Annotated in this window: 20 protein-coding genes and 1 tRNA gene; 11 read left to right on the plus strand and 10 right to left on the minus strand. The window is 64.5% G+C overall.

The window, feature by feature from the left end; translation table 11 throughout:
* The 4 genes from RWO33_RS06995 to RWO33_RS07010 form a co-directional block, all read right to left on the minus strand.
* Nucleotides 1-732: PH domain-containing protein (locus tag RWO33_RS06995; protein ID WP_314103595.1), on the minus strand; the 732-nt coding region annotated here is incomplete at its 3' end.
* Nucleotides 729-1,250 carry a PH domain-containing protein gene (locus tag RWO33_RS07000; protein ID WP_314103597.1) on the minus strand — a complete coding sequence of 174 codons (522 nt, stop codon included), beginning with the start codon at nucleotides 1,248-1,250 and terminating at the stop codon, nucleotides 729-731. The genes RWO33_RS06995 and RWO33_RS07000, both read right to left, overlap by 4 nt.
* An 87-nt stretch (nucleotides 1,251-1,337) precedes the next feature.
* Nucleotides 1,338-2,474 carry a GTP cyclohydrolase II RibA gene (gene ribA / locus RWO33_RS07005; protein WP_145479060.1) on the minus strand — a complete coding sequence of 379 codons (1,137 nt, stop codon included), beginning with the start codon at nucleotides 2,472-2,474 and terminating at the stop codon, nucleotides 1,338-1,340.
* A gap of 107 nt (nucleotides 2,475-2,581) precedes the next feature.
* The gene (locus tag RWO33_RS07010; protein ID WP_314103601.1) at nucleotides 2,582-3,499 is read right to left on the minus strand and encodes a lauroyl acyltransferase; all 918 of its coding nucleotides are present in this window, start codon (nucleotides 3,497-3,499) and stop codon (nucleotides 2,582-2,584) included.
* A gap of 73 nt (nucleotides 3,500-3,572) precedes the next feature.
* On the opposite strand from RWO33_RS07010, the gene dtd reads away from it, so the two are divergent.
* The 6 genes from dtd to RWO33_RS07040 all read left to right on the plus strand — a co-directional run bounded on the left by dtd (nucleotide 3,573) and on the right by RWO33_RS07040 (nucleotide 9,163).
* Nucleotides 3,573-4,013 carry a D-aminoacyl-tRNA deacylase gene (gene dtd / locus RWO33_RS07015; RefSeq protein ID WP_314103603.1) on the plus strand — a complete coding sequence of 147 codons (441 nt, stop codon included), beginning with the start codon at nucleotides 3,573-3,575 and terminating at the stop codon, nucleotides 4,011-4,013.
* Between the two features lie 90 nt (nucleotides 4,014-4,103).
* On the plus strand, nucleotides 4,104-5,954 hold the full coding sequence (rpoD, locus tag RWO33_RS07020) for an RNA polymerase sigma factor RpoD (RefSeq protein WP_145479063.1): 1,851 nt from the start codon (nucleotides 4,104-4,106) through the stop codon (nucleotides 5,952-5,954).
* Nucleotides 5,955-6,352: 398 nt separating this feature from the next.
* Nucleotides 6,353-6,428: transfer RNA gene (locus RWO33_RS07025), tRNA-Ile, on the plus strand.
* A gap of 84 nt (nucleotides 6,429-6,512) precedes the next feature.
* Nucleotides 6,513-6,887: an RHS repeat-associated core domain-containing protein gene (locus RWO33_RS07030; RefSeq protein WP_314103606.1), complete on the plus strand. Its 375-nt coding sequence runs from the start codon at nucleotides 6,513-6,515 to the stop codon at nucleotides 6,885-6,887.
* A 3-nt stretch (nucleotides 6,888-6,890) separates the two neighbouring features.
* Complete coding sequence (locus tag RWO33_RS07035; protein ID WP_314103608.1) at nucleotides 6,891-7,232, plus strand: hypothetical protein; 342 nt, start codon at nucleotides 6,891-6,893, stop codon at nucleotides 7,230-7,232.
* A gap of 971 nt (nucleotides 7,233-8,203) precedes the next feature.
* Complete coding sequence (locus RWO33_RS07040) at nucleotides 8,204-9,163, plus strand: hypothetical protein (RefSeq protein WP_314103610.1); 960 nt, start codon at nucleotides 8,204-8,206, stop codon at nucleotides 9,161-9,163.
* A gap of 144 nt (nucleotides 9,164-9,307) precedes the next feature.
* Here the strand turns inward: RWO33_RS07040 and dmeF are convergent, their stop codons facing one another.
* Nucleotides 9,308-10,276 (minus strand): CDF family Co(II)/Ni(II) efflux transporter DmeF, encoded by a 969-nt coding sequence (gene dmeF, locus RWO33_RS07045; RefSeq protein WP_314103613.1) that lies wholly within the window; start codon nucleotides 10,274-10,276, stop codon nucleotides 9,308-9,310.
* A 49-nt stretch (nucleotides 10,277-10,325) separates the two neighbouring features.
* Between dmeF and RWO33_RS07050 the strand changes: the two genes are divergently transcribed.
* Complete coding sequence (locus tag RWO33_RS07050) at nucleotides 10,326-10,598, plus strand: metal/formaldehyde-sensitive transcriptional repressor (RefSeq protein WP_314103616.1); 273 nt, start codon at nucleotides 10,326-10,328, stop codon at nucleotides 10,596-10,598.
* A gap of 156 nt (nucleotides 10,599-10,754) precedes the next feature.
* On the opposite strand, the gene RWO33_RS07055 is transcribed toward RWO33_RS07050, so the two are convergent.
* A complete protein-coding gene (locus RWO33_RS07055; protein WP_314103618.1) occupies nucleotides 10,755-11,228 on the minus strand; it encodes a DUF2442 domain-containing protein in 474 nt (157 codons plus the stop codon).
* 758 nt (nucleotides 11,229-11,986) lie between these two features.
* On the opposite strand from RWO33_RS07055, the gene RWO33_RS07060 reads away from it, so the two are divergent.
* Both RWO33_RS07060 and RWO33_RS07065 read left to right on the plus strand, forming a co-directional pair.
* Nucleotides 11,987-12,466, plus strand: coding sequence for a hypothetical protein (locus RWO33_RS07060; RefSeq protein ID WP_314103620.1), 480 nt, complete (start codon nucleotides 11,987-11,989; stop codon nucleotides 12,464-12,466).
* A gap of 188 nt (nucleotides 12,467-12,654) precedes the next feature.
* Nucleotides 12,655-12,924 (plus strand): DUF333 domain-containing protein, encoded by a 270-nt coding sequence (locus RWO33_RS07065; protein ID WP_314103623.1) that lies wholly within the window; start codon nucleotides 12,655-12,657, stop codon nucleotides 12,922-12,924.
* A 92-nt stretch (nucleotides 12,925-13,016) separates the two neighbouring features.
* Here the strand turns inward: RWO33_RS07065 and RWO33_RS07070 are convergent, their stop codons facing one another.
* The 3 genes from RWO33_RS07070 to RWO33_RS07080 form a co-directional block, all read right to left on the minus strand.
* Nucleotides 13,017-13,796, minus strand: a complete 780-nt coding sequence (locus RWO33_RS07070) for an alpha/beta hydrolase (protein WP_314103624.1) — start codon at nucleotides 13,794-13,796, stop codon at nucleotides 13,017-13,019.
* Nucleotides 13,797-13,934: 138 nt separating this feature from the next.
* Nucleotides 13,935-14,717, minus strand: a complete 783-nt coding sequence (locus RWO33_RS07075) for an SDR family oxidoreductase (protein WP_314103627.1) — start codon at nucleotides 14,715-14,717, stop codon at nucleotides 13,935-13,937.
* Nucleotides 14,714-15,043: a nuclear transport factor 2 family protein gene (locus RWO33_RS07080; RefSeq protein ID WP_314103630.1), complete on the minus strand. Its 330-nt coding sequence runs from the start codon at nucleotides 15,041-15,043 to the stop codon at nucleotides 14,714-14,716. Before RWO33_RS07080 ends, RWO33_RS07075 begins: the two co-directional genes overlap by 4 nt.
* Nucleotides 15,044-15,144: 101 nt before the next feature.
* Between RWO33_RS07080 and RWO33_RS07085 the strand changes: the two genes are divergently transcribed.
* Both RWO33_RS07085 and RWO33_RS07090 read left to right on the plus strand, forming a co-directional pair.
* A complete protein-coding gene (locus tag RWO33_RS07085) occupies nucleotides 15,145-16,089 on the plus strand; it encodes a LysR family transcriptional regulator (protein WP_314103632.1) in 945 nt (314 codons plus the stop codon).
* Entirely contained in the window at nucleotides 16,086-17,051 is a 966-nt protein-coding gene (locus tag RWO33_RS07090; RefSeq protein ID WP_314103635.1) for a hypothetical protein, read from the plus strand. The genes RWO33_RS07085 and RWO33_RS07090 overlap by 4 nt, the downstream gene beginning before the upstream one ends.
* On the opposite strand, the gene RWO33_RS07095 is transcribed toward RWO33_RS07090, so the two are convergent.
* Nucleotides 17,042-17,968: a hypothetical protein gene (locus RWO33_RS07095; protein WP_314103638.1), complete on the minus strand. Its 927-nt coding sequence runs from the start codon at nucleotides 17,966-17,968 to the stop codon at nucleotides 17,042-17,044. The two genes, RWO33_RS07090 and RWO33_RS07095, sit on opposite strands and share 10 nt — an antisense overlap.
* Nucleotides 17,969-17,986 lie beyond the last annotated feature (18 nt).

The following is a 17,986-nucleotide window of genomic DNA, read 5'->3' on the forward strand; positions in this document are numbered from 1 at the left end:
CCAGGTCGCCGGATGCAGCGTGTTGGCGTAGCCGAAGGCCTGGCGCCCGCCGTACTTGATCGCGTCATCCACCGCGCCGCGCGGGAACAGCTGGTACGAGGCACCGATCGCGGCCAGGACCACCACCCAGCCCCGGTTGGAAAGCAGTCCGATCCGGACCACGTCGGCGGTACCCAGCTGCAGCAGCACGGTGTCGGCCGGCGCTGCGGTGGGCGGGGCATCGGCGCCGCTGGCAGCCTCGTCGCCACTGGCAACCGCCTGCTGCCCGCGTTGCCGCACCAGCTGTTCCAGCGCCAGCGCCTGGTCCAGCCGCAGCACGCGCATTTCCGCTTCCGGGCGATTGCCGCCGGCCGATTCCAGGCGCAGCTCGGCCACGCCGAACAGCCGATGCAGCGGGTTCTGGTGCACTACCACGTTGTGGATGCGTGCGAAGGGGATCTCGCGACGGTTGCGCGCGATCACCCCGCTGCGCACGCTGATCGCATCGCGGCCGATCCGGTAATGGTAGGTGAGGTACTGCAGGATCGAGCTCGCCACCAGCACCACGATCACCACCAGCGCGGCCAGGTTCGACCACATCTCCTCGCTGTCGCTGTCACCCCGGCCGCCGAACACCAGCAGTGCCACCAGCGGCAGCAGGAACTGGCGCAGCTGCATCAGCAGCACGAACAGCCACGACCACGGATGCAGGCGCTGGTCGGGCGCGGCGTCGTCAGCTACCGGCGTACTCACAGCGCGTCGTCGTCCTGGTCCAGCTGGCGGCCCAGCGTATCGCGCAGGCGCTCGGCGTCGGCCTGGTCCAGTCCCGCCAGCGACACCGCGCTGAAGCGGCTGCCGGCGGTGTGCACCACCAGCGTGGCCAGCCCGGCGGTGCGCTCGATCGGGCCGCGGCGCAGGTCCAGGTGCTGCACGCGCGACAGCGGCACCCGCGTTTCCAGCTGCCACATGAGGTCACGGCGCACGCCCAGGCCCTGTGCGTCCAGTCGCCACCAGGTGCGGCGCTGCCGGCGGTAGCCGAAGAAGGCGCCGACCAGCGCGCCGGGCAGCAGCATCGCTACCGCCCCCAACCAGCGCATCGGCATGTCCAGCACCACCCACAGTGTTCCCAGCACGCCGCCGATCATGATCGCGCCGGTGATCGCGCCGGCGATGCCGGCCAGCGTGGCCGCGCGGCCCGGCAGGGGCTGCCAGTCGCCCGGCGCGGGCAGCGGTGGGGGCAAGGGCGAAGACGTATCGGCGAGGTCGGACAAGGCGGGTGCTCGGCAGGAGGAAACATGCCGGGCGCTTACGTCAGCTCGGCTGCGCCCGTCGCGCAGACGGTAGCAGGTTGGCGCGGGCTATTGCGCCGCCTGGATCAGCGCGTCCACGTCCAGCAGGTGGCCGGCACGTTCGGCCTTGGTGCGCAGGTAATGCTCGTTTTCGGCGGTGATGTCGCCGGTCACCGGCACGCAGTCCACCACCTCGATGCCGGCGTGGCGCAGGCGCTGGGCCTTGGTCGGGTTGTTGCTGAGCAGCTGCACGCGCTGCACGCCCAGGCCCTGCAGCATCGCCACCGCGCTGCCATAGCGGCGCTCGTCGGCGCCGAAGCCCAGCTGCGCGTCGGCATCGATGGTATCCAGCCCGTCGTGCTGGTAACCGTACGCGCGCATCTTGGCCGCGATGCCGGTGCCGCGGCCTTCCTGGTCCAGGTACAGCAGCACGCCGCCACCCAGCTCCTTGAGCTTGCGCAGGCCGCGCCGCAGCTGGTCGCCGCAGTCGCACTTGAGCGAACCGAACAGGTCACCGGTCAGGCAGGAGGAGTGCACGCGCACCGGTACCACCCCGGCAAGGTCGGGGGTGCCGACGATGATCGCGACCTGGTCGCGCTGCGCCACCCCGCCGCGGAACACCGCAAATTCGGTCATGCCGACCTCGCGCAGCGGCACCGGCGAGCGTGCCACCAGCTCGTAGGCGTGCGCGGCCTGTTCGGCGCCCTGCGCAAGGTCGCACAGCGAGACCTGCGCGCAGCTGTCGAAGCGGCTGTCCCCGGGAGCCAGCAGCACCCCGACCATGGCCGGCAGCAGCAGGCCCAACCGGGCGATCTCCACCGCGCCATCGTCCAGCGCCTGGCCGGCGGTCCACCCGGCCGGCATCGGCTCGGGCTCGCGCAGGTAGCTCAGCGAAGGCAGGGCATCGAAGTCGATCCCGGCCAGCGGCACCCGCGCGCCGTGTTCGGCGGCCACCCCCAGCACCCGCGCGCGGGTGGCGGTGAGGAACAGGTAATGCTGCCCCGCGGCGACCTCGGCAAACGCGCTGTAGCTGCTGCGGGTACTGCTGTCCAGGGCGATGAAGGCCAGGCGCTGGCCATGGCTGTCGTCGATCACCACCGGGCGACCGGCGCGCAGTTCGGCTACCGCGCGCTCGCAGCGGATCGCGGCCGGATCGCCGAACGGGGAAGAAGCAGCTGGGGACATGGCAGGGGCCGTGGGGGACATCGTGGTTTCACAGTGGGGTCGGAAGGCGCCGAATCAATCGCGGCCGGCGCGACGCAGCGTCGCGCTCCGGTTTTCAATCGATGTGGCGGCTCTTGATGAGGCGGCACCTAATGAGGATGTTCCTCGGTAGCGTACGGGTCCACTTCGTCGCTCTGCGGCGGGCGCAGCGTGTAACGCTTGTAGGTCCACTGGTACTGGGCCGGATCGCGGCGGGCGATCGCCTCGATCCCGGCATTGAGCGCACTGGCCGCCGTGCGCGGGTCAGGATCGGCCACGGCGGCGTCGGCTGGCGTGATGTGCAGGGCGAACTGCATGCCCGGGCCGGTGCGCTCGCACCAGCCGTACAGCACGGTGGCGCCGGTGCGCTCGGCCAGCCGGTTGACCAGGGTCATGGTCAGCGCCTCCACCCCGAAGAACGGGGCGAACATGCCATCGCCGGCCTTGGGCTGCTGGTCCGGCAGGATCCCGGTGGCGCCGCCGTCCTTGAGTACCTTGAACAGCTGGCGCACGGCCGGCCCTTCGGCCCGCACCTGCTGCACGTTGCTGCCGCCGCGCACCAGCTGCAGGAATTCGTCGCCCACGGCCTCGTCAGGCGCCTTGTAGACGATGGCGATCGGCCCGCGCGAGGCCAGCCACTGGTTCAGCAGCTCCCAGTTGCCATAGTGCGGGGCGGCCACGATTACCCCCTTGCCGCTGGCCAGCGCCGCGTCGTACAGCGCCTCGCCGTGGCGCTCGGTGAGCAGGGCCAGGTTCTGCTCGCGCGGGCGGGTCCACAGGCGCAGGGTTTCCACCGCCTGCAGGGCGGTCGAGCGCAGTACCGCCCTGTGCAGGGCCGATCGCGCCTCGGCCGACAGCTCGGGGTAGGCCAGTTCCAGGTTGCGCCGGGTCACCCGGCTCTCGCGGGCGTCCAGGCGGATCCAAAGCCAGGCCAGCGCGTGGGCGAAGCCGCGCAGCCAGGACCAGGGCAGGCGGGTGAACAGGGCAGCGGCGCGGTAGGCCAGGCGGGCGGTGGTTTGCGGTTTCATCGGGGCAAAGTCTAGCCGGTGCGCGGCCCCAACCCCTAAGGTAGGCCGCCTCCCCCTACCGGAACCGTCCGCCATGCTCGTCCTCATCCAGCGTGTCACCCAGGCCAGCGTCCGCGTGGACGAGGCCATCGTCGGCCAGATCGGGCCGGGGCTGCTGGCCCTGGTGGGCATGGAGCCGGGGGACACCGAGGCGCAGATCCGGCGGATGGCCGATCGGTTGCTGGGTTACCGTGTGTTTGCTGATGAGAGCGGGAAAATGAACCGATCCCTGGGGGAGACAGGGGGCGGCCTGCTGCTGGTCAGCCAGTTCACCCTGGCCGCCGATACCTCCAGTGGCATGCGACCGGGTTTCAGTACCGCCGCGCCGCCCGCCGAGGCTGAACGTGGATTCAACAGATTGGTGGAGATCTGTCGTCAAAAACATGTTTTTGGGGTGGAAACCGGCCAGTTTGGCGCCCATATGGTTGTCAGCCTGGTCAACGATGGTCCAGTGACTTTCCTGCTCAGACCCTGACCCCGGGACCACCGCCCGGGCCAGAAGGGGAGCTGGGCTGGTATAATGCTAGGTTCTATTCCCTATCCCTGCCGGTGGCGCGAGCACTACATGGCCAACGAACGTCCTGCCCAGCAAAACGACATCAAGCTTCTGATCAGCAAGGGCCTGGAACAGGGCTACCTGACCTACGCCGAAGTCAATGACCACCTGCCCGACGACATTGTCGACCCGGAGCAGATCGAAGACATCATCGGCATGATCAACGGCATGGGCATCGATGTCCATGAAGTGGCGCCCGATGCCGAAACCCTGCTGCTCAACGACGGCAACACCGGTAACCGCGAAGTCGATGACACCGCGGCCGAAGAAGCTGCCGCCGCGCTGAGCGCGCTCGACACCGAAGGTGGTCGCACCACCGACCCGGTGCGCATGTACATGCGCGAAATGGGTACCGTCGAGCTGCTGACCCGCGAAGGCGAAATCGCCATCGCCAAGCGTATCGAAGAAGGCCTGGGCCAGGTCCAGGCCGCGCTCGGCACCTTCCCGGTGTCGGTCGAATCGCTGCTGTCCGATTACGAAGCCCACAAGGAAGGCAAGAAGCGCCTGGCCGAAGTGATCGTCGGCTTCAACGACCTGGTGGAAGAAGTCCCGGCCCCGGTCGTGGCTGAAGACACCAGCGATGACGCCGATGCCGACGAAGACGCCGACGAAGAAGACGGCGACGACGTCGAGGAAGAAGCCGGCCCGACCGGTCCGGATCCGGAAGAAGTCGCCCGTCGCATGGCCGACCTGGCTGCGGCCTACGCCGCCTTCAAGAAGGCGGCCGCCAAGGCCGACCGCAAGCCGTTGGCCAAGCTGCGCGATGACATGGCCGCGATCTTCGTCACCTTGAAGCTGCCGTTGCCGCTGACCGACGTGCTGGTCAAGCAGCTGCGCGACGTCATGGCCGACATCAAGGGCCACGAGCGCCGCGTGCTGAACCTGGCCACGGTCACCGCCCGCATGCCGCGCAAGGACTTCATCCGTTCCTGGGAAGGCAACCAGACCAACCTGGAATGGGTGGAAGACGCACTCAAGCGCAAGCAGAAGTGGTCCTCGGCACTGCGTGACGTGAAGGACCAGATCATTGCCGAACAGCAGTCCACCATCGACATCGAGAAGAGCACCTCGCTGGAGCTGGAAGAGCTGAAGGAAATCAGCCGGGCCATGGCCTACGGCGAAGCCAAGGCGCGCAAGGCCAAGAAGGAAATGGTCGAGGCCAACCTGCGCCTGGTGATCTCCATCGCCAAGAAGTACACCAACCGTGGCCTGCAGTTCCTCGACCTGATCCAGGAAGGCAACATCGGCCTGATGAAGGCCGTGGACAAGTTCGAGTACCGCCGCGGCTACAAGTTCTCCACGTATGCGACCTGGTGGATCCGCCAGGCCATCACCCGTTCGATCGCCGACCAGGCGCGCACCATCCGTATTCCGGTGCACATGATCGAAACGATCAACAAGTTGAACCGCATTTCCCGCCAGATGCTCCAGCAGTACGGCCGCGAGGCCACGCCGGAGGAGCTGGCCAAGGAAATGGACATGCCGGAAGACAAGATCCGCAAGGTGATGAAGATCGCCAAGGAGCCGATCTCGATGGAAACCCCGATCGGCGACGACGAGGATTCCCATCTGGGCGACTTCATCGAGGACACCAACGTGGAGTCCCCGATCGAGAACACCACCAACATCAACCTGTCGGAAACCGTGCGTGACGTGCTGGCTGGCCTCACCCCGAGGGAAGCCAAGGTGCTGCGCATGCGCTTCGGCATCGACATGAACACCGACCACACCCTCGAGGAAGTGGGCAAGCAGTTCGACGTCACCCGCGAGCGCATCCGCCAGATCGAAGCCAAGGCGCTGCGCAAGCTGCGCCACCCGAGCCGCTCCGAGCAGCTGCGCAGCTTCCTGGACATCGATTGATTTCCAGGCAGTCGCGTAAATGATAAAACCCCGCTTCGGCGGGGTTTTTTCATGTGCTGCCGCCAGCGACGGACGGATCGGGCTTGCAGTATCGCGCCGGCGCGGCGCGCCGGTCGGGGCACGCAATACGCTCAATGGGTAGGGTCGGTTCCCAAACGACCGCCGACCTCGCCCATCGGCACGGTAACGCATGACCCCAGCCGAAGATCGCTCTTTGCCCGCCCCGGCGCCTTGCCGCGCTGATCAGGCCATTGGCGCCATGTCGCACTGGCTACCTCAAGCGTTCCACGGGCCCGAACGCCTGCCAAAGGCCCTGAAGTGGGGCGTAGCACGCCCTGCTTCCGCCCGTCCCCAGTAGCAAGCCCTGCTTCGCCTCCACTACACTGTGCAACCGCAGAGGGCCTATAGCTCAACGGTTAGAGCAGAGGACTCATAATCCTTTGGTTCCAGGTTCGAATCCTGGTGGGCCCACCACATCCGATCTCTGATAGCGATGTGTGTTCCTTGAACCACGAGATGGCCGCTTTGGCCAACTTATGATTCTCAAAGAACCAAAATATGTCCGACTGGAAGCCGGACCTAGCGCCTGCTCTGAAATCGAATTTGGCCGCGGACCTGGCTTTGAGGCAATTTGCTGGGAGAGAGCTGGATGCGAGTGGGCTCTACTTCTATCGCGCGCGGTACTATCATCCAAGCATGGGGCGTTTCATCTCGGAAGATCCGTTGCACCTGAATGGTGGCCTGAGCTTCTATGCTTATGTTGGCGGCGACCCAATCAACAGGGTCGATCCGCTGGGTCTGGTGGAAGTACATTATCAAGGCAATGTCGATGCCTCTGGTCGGTGCGGATTCAATGACCAATGCCTGCCGATCCGATCCGGTAAAGTGCGCAGAGCTTATCGAGGATCTTGGTGCGCCGTCGTGGGGTGTTGACTGATGGATATCAGGAAGTATCTGGATCTCATGCAGTTCGACCCCAAGTGGATGGAGTATGGGTTGGTGCCACTCGATCATTTGGCTGAGCTCATGGCCACCTACCAGCCTGGGATGGAAGAGGCCTCCGAACACGACAGAAATAGCGTGTTCCATTGGTGGTTGATGCGCTCTCCTTCCAAGGAGACGCTTATCAGATTGGTGGAACTCTCATTTCTCGATTCTGACCAGGTGATGGCCTCTGATATCAGACTGCGTATTGTCGGTAGCGCATGCTTTGACCAGGACGTGGAGCAATCTATCCGAGAAGGTCTGGAGCTATCGGGGTCAGTGCGCGGGGGCTGATGTAAGGGCTTGCGCGTCTGGCAGATGTGCGGCCAGCATTTTGCCGAAGAGGTTTCGATCCATGGTTTCGTCATCAGTTGTTGCGCCATTGCAATCGATGCCGGTCGATACCATCGACGCGGCCAGGCGCTCCTAAGCAAGCAGCGCCAATGCGTCTGCGCGAAGCCCATTCGCGAGGCAACACGGGAAATGGAGGTCCAGCCGTAGACCCGGACGTGTCCGGGCGCGGCATGCGGGCCTTGCCGGTCAACGGAAAGGTCGCGAGGCCTGACAGATGGGAGTGCGCTGTGATGGAAGCACAGGTGGAGCGCGGTGTTGGCTCTGTCCAGGGTCAATCGGAGAGGAAGGCGCGGCGATGATGCGTGCGCCATCGAGGTGGAGTTGGCTGCTCTTGACTGCGTGGATAGTGCTGCCGGCAATGCTCTGGTGGTGCGCGACGCTGCTGGATAACCTGCACTTGCTCATACTCCACCAGGCGTACTATCTGCCGCTTGGGAGTTGGATGGGTGAGCCTTTCTTCCGGCCTGACTCCGAAGTAATTTTCTTCGTAATGCCTGCAGGTCGGTTATTGACGGCTCTCGTTTACGCGGGCATCGCGTGGATGTTGATGGTGGTCTGGCGACGCTGGCGAAGGCGTCGCCGCTAACGGCCACGAGGGCACGGGTCTCCCCATGACCCGCGGCCGCACTGACCGCCGCCATGCTCGCGTCCGCCTGCAGCGAAGCGGCGTTGCCGACGCCAGCGACCGCCTGCCGGCGCACAGTCAAGGCAATGGGCTGGGGCCCCTGCCGATGGTCACGTTGTGGAACCTCCGACGCCATGCTCGAATCGGGCAAATCGTTCGTCACGGAGCATGTCGGATGTCCTTCAGATCCAACGCCACACACTTGGTGTACATCGCGATTCTCCTACTGGTGCCACAGTGGGCCACCGGTCAGCCAGGCGGACCGACGCGTCAGGCGCCTCCGTTGGTGACCGTGAGCTATGAGGAAGCGTTCGATCTGTTCAATCTGCTGGACAACCTTCCTGATTGGCTGCCGGGGTACACCAACGCGATCTACCAGCAGGACTGGGAGCGCAGGTTTGGGCTGGACGTGGAGGATCGTGCCGCGCTCGCGGCTTATGGGCAGTTTCGCCAACGAACTTCCCCCATGGCCCGGAATGACGACGGAGAGCGGCCCTTGGCTGATCGCCTCCTCGCTGGGAGCGATACACGCATCGGCGACCCATATACCGCTTACTTCCAGAACGCGGCGTCATTCACCGCCGCCACCGAGGCCGCCATCGCCGCGCAGGCCCCGGGTGAGCAGGCGTTGTTACGGCGCTACTACGCCCGCTTTGCGCCCCACGCGCGGGAGGTGTTGGCCGGGGAGGATCGTTTCAGCCGGCAACAGGAGGCGTTGACCAGGGAACTGGCGGCACCGGAGGCCGCTGCCTTTGCCACTCGGATGCGCACCTTCTACGGCGCCAATTCCGCGCCCGTCTTCAATGCGAGATTCGTGTGGTGGCCGTACTCGAACCGCACCCAGGCCAAGCTGCGCGGTGGCTCCATCGTGCTGTTCTCGGACTGGGCCGTTGAAGACGACTGGGCGCCGATAGTGCTGCATGAGTACGCGCACTTTCTGTCGGCTGGTCAGCCCGCGGCCAGCCGCGAGGCGTTGGCTGCAGGGTTCGCGCGGCTATGTCCCGGTGCCTTGGCCCTGCCCAACCCGTTGAACGCACTCGAAGAGCCGTTGGCCATCTACTGGGGCCAGTACCGGTTCGAACAGGAAGTGCATGGAAAGGCCCTCTCCAGCGACTCGTCGTGGTATTTCCAGCCCCATGCCGACCGCGCCGCCAAAGCCATTGCCGCCGCGTTTCCAGCTGACCAACCAGCACCGATGCTTGCCGTTGGGCCGTTATTGGAGGCCGCCGCATCTACCTGCGAATAGGATCACCGGCAGGGGTCGCTCACCGCTGCGGTCGGCGGCGGTGTCAAGCGATAGGCCATGGTGGTGCATCCAGGTAACGGCCTGCCGATGTGGGTAGCCACCTGCCTGCTCAGGTGAAGGAGCAACGCTTCGTGCATGGGGTGTTCATGATCTGAGCCTGACTTCTATGGTCACGTGCACGAGCTCTTCGTGAATGCTCAGCGCGCTCCTGAAGTAGTCGGCAGATACCGGCGACTCCGTCACCAGCGCCAGAATGCAGGCGTAGTGATTGCGGCCCACACGCCAAACGTGGATGTCCTCGATCTGTGCAGGGATCTGCGACTCGGCAATGACCTCCCGCACCTCATCGACAACGTCGGCGTCCATTTCCGCGTCCAGCAGCACCTTGCCTGAGTCCCGCAGCAGTCCGACCGCCCAGACGGTGACGAGCACCGCGCCCGCAATGCCCATCACTGGGTCCAGCCAGGACGCACCCCAGAGCTTGCCGCCAAACAGCGCAACGATGGCCAGCACGGAGGTAGCCGCGTCTGCCACAACATGGATGTAGGCAGAGCGCAGATTCAGGTCGTGCGCATGGCCGCCGTGATCATGATCGTGGGCGTGGTGTTGCCCATGGCCGTGCCCGTGCCCGTGATCATGTCCATGATCGTGATTGTCCTTCAGCAGCCAGGCGCAGATCAGGTTCACCGCCAGACCGACGAAGGCGATCGCGATGGCCTGGTTGTAATGAATTTCGGTCGGAGCCAGCAGGCGGTTGACCGATTCGAACGCCATGATCCCAGCCACGCCCAGCAGCAGGATCGCGCTGGTGTAGCCGCCCAGCACTTCGACCTTCCAGGTACCAAAGGCAAAGCGCGGGTTGCTCGCATGCTTGCGTGCGAAGGCATAGGCAAACGCCGACAGGCCCAGGGCCAAAGCATGGGAGCTCATGTGCCAGCCGTCGGCTAGCACTGCCATCGAGTTGTACCACCAGCCGCCGAGGATCTCTACGACCATCATGACCGCCGTGAGCCAGAAGGCCCGGCGGGTGTTCAGTTCCGCAAGGGGGTTGCCTGTTCCGAACTGATGGGTGTGATTCCGCGAGGGGTGGATGCTGCCGGTCGATTCGTTCATAGGGGAGGGGGGTATGCACGGGTACCCCTGCAGGGTATACCATTTATGCATGTCGCATATCCACGCCAACCCCAAAAAGCTTCTTGCCCGCGTCCGGCGCATCGGCGGGCAGGTCGCTGCCCTGGAACAGAGTCTGATGAACGGTGCTGAGTGCGTGGATGTGCTTACGCAGATCGCCGCAGCCCGGGGAGCTATGCACGGCTTGATGCTGGAGGTGCTGAACGACCACCTTCATGCGCACATCGCCGATGAGCCGGAACAGGCTGCGCGCACTGCCGAGATAGAAGCGGTTACCCAGCTGATGAAGACCTACTTCAAGTAGCTCCCCAACCCTCTCCGGTTTAGAACGGCCCCGCCAACGCTGCTTGCCGTGGGGCCGCTATTGGAGGCCGCCGCGTCGACCTGCGAATAGGATCACTGGCAGGCTGCCGCTCTGGCCACGGGAGAGCCACAGACATCCGGGAGCATGCGTCACCTCTTACGCAACCTTATCGTACGCGTCCAAGTGGTGACCGCACTCCTGAGCCTCCCATCCCAGCATCGCCAGCCCTACCGTCTTCGGAATGGGGCGCTCACCACTGCGGTAGTACGCCAGCATGCGGCGACTGATGCCAAGCGCGTCGGCGGCGGTGTCAAGCGACAGGCCATGGTGGTGCATCCAGGTAACGACCTGCTGATGTGAGTAGCCACCTGCCTGCTCAATTGCCATTGCACGCAGGTTGTCGCTGGCCAGAGTCAGATCATCGTCACCGGCGAAGATTACGCCGCGGTTCCACTCATCAGGCGACACGGCACGGAATATGTTCGGATCGGCAAGCCTCGCAAGCGAGGGATGCTTGTTGATTACCTCTCGGAGATCAACAACTACATCAATGCCGTCACCAAACTGCAGCCCGAGGCGACCAGGTGCCAAGGCAGTGACGTTTCGAATCACAAATTGTGGCTGGCTCATGGATTCAACTCCTCCCACTTGGCGCTGAGAACTTGCAGGTTTGCCCCAGCCCACGCGAGGGCTTCGGCTAGTTCGCGAGGCTTGATGGAGCCGGACATTCCCGAATGGCCTGCCTGCGGCCACTGTCCATGAAGCGGGCTCTGGCGGCAGCCGATCATCTGGTACGCAATCCATTCGCGTAAGAGTGCCTCGTTCGTGGACGAACCGGCATCAAGGCATGCTAGGTTGAGGTCGTTGTCCAGCAATTCCAATCACGCAGTACACAGCGTATTTGTATGTAAACCTGAGGGCGGTGCAATGCAAAGTATTGAATCGTACGGCGTAAATGCATGGTACTTGCCTTCGGCTGACGGGGTGAGGCTCTTGCCGATCTAACCTCCGATCTGACCACCATGGAGCCATGACTTTTTCCGTATGCGGAGCTTCTTGGTGGAAAACGTATGCCTGCAGGCCGCGTAAAATTTATGCTTCTACGAACAGCCTCCCCTGCATACGTCTATCGCGTGGAGAGTTGTGGCAAGCCGCATGTCGCGAAAGGCCGGCGACGACAGTGCACGCTTCACATTTCGTGCGGGCCGCTGATACCCCGCGCACAGATCGATGTCCGCCGCGTTGACGCGCGGTCCTCTCAAGAACCAGAATGGCATCGTCACCGCAAAATCGGCGACCGGGATTTGCAGCCCGAAGAGTGAGGCGCATCAGCGTCCCCCCCCCCCGTTGCAGGGCGCTGGATCTCAACTGAACTGAGGAATCCCGCCATGTCATCCGAAAATCTGACCGCGCCTACGCGCACATCCGTCGACTTCACCCACTACTTCGGCCAGATCGCCGATACCCTGGAGTGGGGGAGCTCCGCCTGGCTTACGCTTGAAGAGCATCTGACTGCCAACGACACGCCGTTCGAGTCGCTTGCGCTCAGCGATGTCATTGGTGCCATTCACTCTACCCGCAGCGCACACCCTCACGCACCGGGTACCTTGGTCAACCGGTTGATCGGCGTGGACGATGTATCCAGAACGGATCTGTTCCGGGTCATCCGCGAGCTGCTGCGCATCTATGATCTGCGCATCGTGGAACTGCTGGCACTGATCGACATCCTGGAGCACTGCCCGGGAACCGTGGAAGACCTGACCATCAGGAACCTGCTGGCGTTGATCTCCGTCGTGGATGTCTACAACTCGCCGCTTACGCCTGCGGCTGTTACGGAAGCCACCAAGGCGGCTGCGGCGGTGCACTAGTGCCCTGGAGGTGTCCGCGACTGCCCAGCTGGGGCGCGGATGATGGAAATGCGGCCTGCGCAGGTTGTCGCGGGCTATGTGGAGAGTCGCCGGACCAACGGTCCGGCGCTACCGGTGTTGCTGCTACAGAGCGTTCACAACTCCGGTTCCACACTCCTGAGCCACTAGGGCAGTTCTGGAGATGGCTCATGCGTCGTATCAATGTCGCCTTGCTCGCTGCTGCCATCGCGGTTGCCGGAGCAGCAGGGTGTTCCCAGCAGAACCAGGAGGCACGCGAGAATGGTGTTCCTGTTGGCATGGCCAACCCGGCATCCGAGTACTGCGTGAAGCGCGGTGGCAAGGTCATGATCGAGAAGGACCGGGATGGCAACGAGCGGGGTATCTGCCACTTGCCGGACGGCAAACGGATCGAGGAATGGGAGTTGTTCCGGCGGGACGCTCCGAAGAAGCCGAGCTAGAGCTTTGCGCCGCCGAGCGGAAGGGTAGCTGGCTTCAGCCGGACCAACGGTCCGGCGCTACCCGTGCCTCACAGCTGAAGATCGTGAGCGGCCTACTTGATGTTCTTCCCGACTTCTTTGGCCGCACGATCAATCGTATCGGCCACCACCTTCGGCTGGGTCATGAAGACGGCATGGCTCGCAGGCACCTTGGTGATCTGCGCGTTGATGCGTTCGGCCATGTGGATCAGCATCGCCTGATCAAACGCCTTGTCTTCAGTGGCGATCACCGCCCAGCTCGGCTTGGTGCGCCACGCGGCATGCGTGAGCCTCGTACCGAACGCCGACATGTTGATCGGCACCTGCGAATCGCGCAGGAATGCCGCGTCCCCATCGGTGGTGTCATGCGCAAAGCCTGCCTTGAACTTGTCGGGCTTGATGAAGCCAAAACCGTCGCTGCCGGTTTCGATCACGAACTCAGGCGTGGGCGCAAAACCGGTGTACAGCTGCGCCGTGGTCTCGCCCGCATCCGGCGCCAGCGCCGAGACGTAGACCAGCCCGGCAACGTTGTCGTGCACACCCGCTTCGGTAATCACGGTGCCGCCCCACGAATGCCCGACCAGGATGGCCGGCCCATCCTGACGATCCAGCACGCGCTGGGTGGCCTTCACGTCGTCAGCGAGCGAGGTCAGCGGGTTCTGCACAATCGACACGTGGTAGCCACGCGCGGTCAGGTCGTCGTACACCCCGCGCCAGCCGCTGCCATCGGCGAATGCGCCATGCACCAGCACGACGTTGTGCACCGGTTGGCCGCGAACGGCGTCGCTGGCCTGGGCGGGGGAGAGGGCGGCCGCCAGGGCGACCGCGAACACTGCAGGGATGAGCTTGAACATGGACGACTCCTCGGGACGGTGGGATTGCGTGGGCGGCGTTGGCCGGCAGGGCTACTTTGCCGGCCACGCGCGCACGATCAGTCGAATAAAGTCCTGATAACTTGATCCTGAGTCCAAATCTCCCCGGGCCTGCGTGCCTCACACCGTAGGCACTGTCCCGCCGTCGATGGTGTACTCCGTGCCCGAAATCGAAGCCGCGCGTGGCGAGACCAGGAACGCGATGAGGTCGGCCACTTCGCGGGGCTGCGCCGGTCGCCCCAGCGGGATGCCGCCCAGCCCGTCCATGACCCGTTTCCTGCCGCCTTCGTAATCGGTCTGTGCTTCGGCCGCGATACGTTCGACGAAGGCGACCGAGGCTTCGGTTTCAATCCAGCCCGGCGCGACCCGCACCACCCGCACCCCCTTCGGCGTGACTTCCTTGGACAGTGCCTTGCTGTAGGTGGACAGGGCGGCCTTCGCGGCGGCATAGGCGGTGGTCGCCTCGGGCAGCGGCAGAGTGCGCTGGATCGAAGTGACGTGCAGGATCACGCCGGACCCCTGCGTGATCATCGCCGGCAGCAGTGCGCGATCCAGCCGCACGGCAGGCATCAGATTGAGGTCCAGCGCGTTGGCCCATTCGGCATCGTCCAGCGCGGCGAACCCGCCGGCAGGTGCCGATGAGCCGCCCACCACGTTGATCAGCACGTCGATGCCGCCGAGGTGATGCAGTGTTGCCCCGCCGGCCTGGCGGGCGCCTTCAGCGCTGGCGAGATCTGCTTCCATGTAATGCACACCCTTGATGGGCGCGTGCGGCAAGGTACGCGCTGTTGCCACCACGCGTGCGCCCAGTCCCGCCAGCAGCTCGACCACCGCCGCGCCAAGCCCGCGCGTGCCGCCGGTAACCAGCACGCGCTTCCCGGTCAGTTGCAGATCGAAGTTCATGCCCCGATCTCCAGCCGGGCGATTTTTCCGCGCTCCAGGGTGAAGGCGTAGCGCAGGTCCAGCGGGCTGCCGGGGAAATTGCCGGCCACGGTGCTGGTGACCAGGTAGCTGCGGGCATGCTGCTCCAGCGCGTGCGGCGTGGCGGTGTAGCTGTAGCGGGCGGCGGCATCGGTCTTCCACGCCTCGATGGCCGCAGGCCCGGCATGGGTATGGCCCTCGTCCAGCACCACCCCGTCGCGGGTGAAGCAGCGGGCCACGGCCGCTGCGCCCTGGCTGTCGGCGTGGAAGTAGGCGGCTATCGGCTCGGGCAGGTTCAGGTCTTTCATGGCAGTGCTCCAGTGGGTTCGGGGTGGAGCAAGCGTGAGCCGATCTGGAGGGTAAGAGAATCGCCTATGATCGGATCAGACCATGTAGGGAACAGTGCACAATGCGCGGCGCTGAATTCACGGAACTCAAGGCCTTCGTGGCGGTGGTGGATCGCGCCAGCTTCGCCCGGGCGGCCGATCACCTGGGCCTGTCCCGGTCTGCCCTGAGCCAGGTCATCCGCCAGCTGGAATCCCGCCTGGGCGTTCGGCTGTTGAACCGCACCACCCGCAGCGTGTCGCCGACCGAAGCCGGGCGCCGGTTGCATGAGCGCATAGCGCCGATGCTGCGCGACATGGACCAGGCGGTGGCCGAAGCGGTCGGTGCCAATGCGCGCGCGGCGGGCACGCTGCGCATCAATACGCTGAGCATGGCGGCGAAGAAGGTGATTGCCCCGCGCTTGGGCCGGTTTGCGCAGGCGCATCCGGAGGTGGTGCTGGACATCGTGATCGACGATGGCCTGGCCGATATCGCCGGTGAGGGCTTCGACGCCGGGATCCGGGTGGGTGGGCGCCTGCAGAAGGACATGGTGGCGGTGCGGCTGACGCCGGACATCGAATTGCTGGCGGTGGCGTCGCCCGACTACCTCGCCAGGTCTGGTGAGCCCAGGACACCGGATGACCTAGGTAATCACGCCTGCATCAACTGGCGTTTCCCGGGCAGCGGAAAGGTGGCGGGATGGGAATTCATCAAGCGCGGCAAGCGCGCCGAGTACGTCGGCGAGGGCCCGCTGATCTCCAACCATCAGGACATCGTGGTACCTGCTGCCCTGCAGGGGCTCGGTATCCTGTACGCCTACAATGACGACGGGATCGCCGAGGCCCTGCGCGATGGACGGCTGCGGCGCGTGCTGGCCGACTGGTCGACTACGGTGCCGGGCCTGTATCTGTACTATTCCAGCAGGCGTTACCTGCGTCCTGCGCTGCGCGCCTTCATCGACTGCCTGCTCGACCGCGACCTTGGCAGCGACGATCATGCCTTGCCTTCCCAGCCCCCCGGAGTTCCATGAGCGCCAGCATCAGCGCGTTGTCGCGCATGGCCACACTTCTCGTTGCCGTTCCGCTGCTCCTGGGAGCGTGCGGAAGGACCAGCCGCGAGACCGTTTTATCCGCCGATCCGCTGAAGGTCGTGGCGGTGACGCAGAGCACGCTGGACATCAATGTCAGCGAATACCGGAAGTACACCCGCTATGACCTGTACGTGGATGGCAAGAAGCTGTCCGACGCTGGCTTTGCAGCGCTGCTGCGGGACCCGGAAGCACTGAAGGATCCGGTCGTGCACAGCGACGTGGTGGTGCTGGATGCATCCTCCATCCTGCTGGCATCGCACAACGACACCGGTGCGCGCTGCTGGGCGACGCGGCTCTACGCCAGTGGCGGTGAGGTGCATCTTCAGAAGATCATGAAAAGCAGCATCGACTGCGCGCCCGACCCGGCGCCGCCGGGATGGTCGGCGTTTTACGATGAGGGCAGCAATCTGCTGCTGGTTCGCCACAGGCCCTTCCATGTCTACCCGATCGCAGGGTACTGGTACGTGCTCTGGATCCAGGGCGACGTCGTCGCCGTTTACCAGAAGGACCGAGAGCACGAGCGCCTGGTCGTGAGGCTGGTACGCATGTCGTCCCAACAGGCGCTGGCCGAGCAGATATTGCCGATGGACACCTACGCCGAGCCCGACTTGATGAATGCGTCACCGCAACTACGGCAGCAGTGGCTGATGGATAACTTCGCCGTGGCCACGGCACCCGCCGTGTCGCTGCAGCTGCGCGCGGACAATCGGCTCGAAACCATATCGCCGGAGACGTGGGCCGGGTACAAGGAGCTCGATCGCCTCAACCGCGAGGAGGACGCGCGCGACCAGGCCGCCGCCGCAGCCCGCGAACGGGCGTTTTACGAGGAAGTGCTGAAGGAAGAAGCGGCGAGGCAGAAGCCCACAGTGAATACACCACCCGAATTGCCGACTCAGCGCTGAGCCTTCTGCATGCCAGGCAGCGCAATCTGGTTTGCCGCACGGCGATGCTCGATCACGCGGATCACCTCATAGTCGGTCTTGGCGCCGTGCTGGGTGTGCCACTGGGTGACCTTCACCTCGCAGATCAGCACGTCACCTTTCGAGAACGACGCCTCATTGGCGTCCACGGCGGAGTGGAACGCTGCATCGGAGATTCTGGCATTGATGGTGTGATTCCCATCTGACAGCCGCCATTTGTTGTCTTCCTTGAAGGCCAGCGAGACGATGGAGAACGCCATCGTCCGGGTGTCTTCCAGGAGTGGCTCGTCTGGACCGGTCGGCGCGCAGAAGTACCTGCGTTCTTCCTCCCGCACGATCAACGCGAATGAGTGGTCGTCACCCGCAGCGAATGTGTCGATTCCTTCCCGGTCCAGCGGGGCAAGAACACGGTCGAAGGCCTGGCGGACCGGAATATCGGGTAGCAGCACCAACACCGGGTACTCCACCACAACGGCGTCCTCACCCGAATGCAGCGTGACCTGTCCTTCTTCCGTCATCTCTACGTGGGTGATCCGGCGCCCGCGCAGCCATTGCAGCACCTGGGCGACGCCGGTGTATCCGGTCTTCGCCGCCAGGCCCAGTGCGGTCAGCACAGCAGTGGCGTTGGCAATGGCGGTCATGCCCTCGCCAGCAAAGATGTCCTTCGCGGCCTGCAGCAAGCTGACGGAGGTCGTGAAGTCGACACTGAAGCTGCCTGTCTTGAAAGAGCCCTTTACATTGATCTGTGCCTTGGCGCGATCACCCTGGAGTGCGCGAACGCTGGTGTCCAGAAGGTCTGCCATCGCCATCAAGGCAGGGGCCAGTTCCCTGGCGTCCATCTCGTATGCAGCGAGCGCCGGGCCGTCATAGGTGATGCGTATCTGTGCCATGTCGTCCATGGTATCGCCCGGATTTCT

The sequence above is a fragment of the uncultured Stenotrophomonas sp. genome, from assembly GCF_963519925.1.
Classification (GTDB): domain Bacteria; phylum Pseudomonadota; class Gammaproteobacteria; order Xanthomonadales; family Xanthomonadaceae; genus Stenotrophomonas; species Stenotrophomonas maltophilia_AE.

Bases quoted from the DNA above. Each gene is read 5' to 3' on its own strand.
- RWO33_RS07070 (WP_314103624.1), bottom strand. From the start codon at position 13,796: ATGTTCAAGCTCATCCCTGCAGTGTTCGCGGTCGCCCTGGCGGCCGCC.
- RWO33_RS07075 (WP_314103627.1), bottom strand. From the start codon at position 14,717: ATGAACTTCGATCTGCAACTGACCGGGAAGCGCGTGCTGGTTACCGGC.
- dtd (WP_314103603.1), top strand. From the start codon at position 3,573: ATGCTCGTCCTCATCCAGCGTGTCACCCAGGCCAGCGTCCGCGTGGAC.
- RWO33_RS07085 (WP_314103632.1), top strand. From the start codon at position 15,145: ATGCGCGGCGCTGAATTCACGGAACTCAAGGCCTTCGTGGCGGTGGTG.
- RWO33_RS07065 (WP_314103623.1), top strand. From the start codon at position 12,655: ATGCGTCGTATCAATGTCGCCTTGCTCGCTGCTGCCATCGCGGTTGCC.
- RWO33_RS07030 (WP_314103606.1), top strand. From the start codon at position 6,513: ATGTCCGACTGGAAGCCGGACCTAGCGCCTGCTCTGAAATCGAATTTG.
- rpoD (WP_145479063.1), top strand. From the start codon at position 4,104: ATGGCCAACGAACGTCCTGCCCAGCAAAACGACATCAAGCTTCTGATC.
- RWO33_RS07035 (WP_314103608.1), top strand. From the start codon at position 6,891: ATGGATATCAGGAAGTATCTGGATCTCATGCAGTTCGACCCCAAGTGG.
- dmeF (WP_314103613.1), bottom strand. From the start codon at position 10,276: ATGAACGAATCGACCGGCAGCATCCACCCCTCGCGGAATCACACCCAT.
- RWO33_RS07095 (WP_314103638.1), bottom strand. From the start codon at position 17,968: ATGGACGACATGGCACAGATACGCATCACCTATGACGGCCCGGCGCTC.
- RWO33_RS07060 (WP_314103620.1), top strand. From the start codon at position 11,987: ATGTCATCCGAAAATCTGACCGCGCCTACGCGCACATCCGTCGACTTC.
- RWO33_RS07050 (WP_314103616.1), top strand. From the start codon at position 10,326: ATGTCGCATATCCACGCCAACCCCAAAAAGCTTCTTGCCCGCGTCCGG.
- RWO33_RS07010 (WP_314103601.1), bottom strand. From the start codon at position 3,499: ATGAAACCGCAAACCACCGCCCGCCTGGCCTACCGCGCCGCTGCCCTG.
- RWO33_RS07090 (WP_314103635.1), top strand. From the start codon at position 16,086: ATGAGCGCCAGCATCAGCGCGTTGTCGCGCATGGCCACACTTCTCGTT.
- RWO33_RS07055 (WP_314103618.1), bottom strand. From the start codon at position 11,228: ATGAGCCAGCCACAATTTGTGATTCGAAACGTCACTGCCTTGGCACCT.
- RWO33_RS07080 (WP_314103630.1), bottom strand. From the start codon at position 15,043: ATGAAAGACCTGAACCTGCCCGAGCCGATAGCCGCCTACTTCCACGCC.
- ribA (WP_145479060.1), bottom strand. From the start codon at position 2,474: ATGTCCCCCACGGCCCCTGCCATGTCCCCAGCTGCTTCTTCCCCGTTC.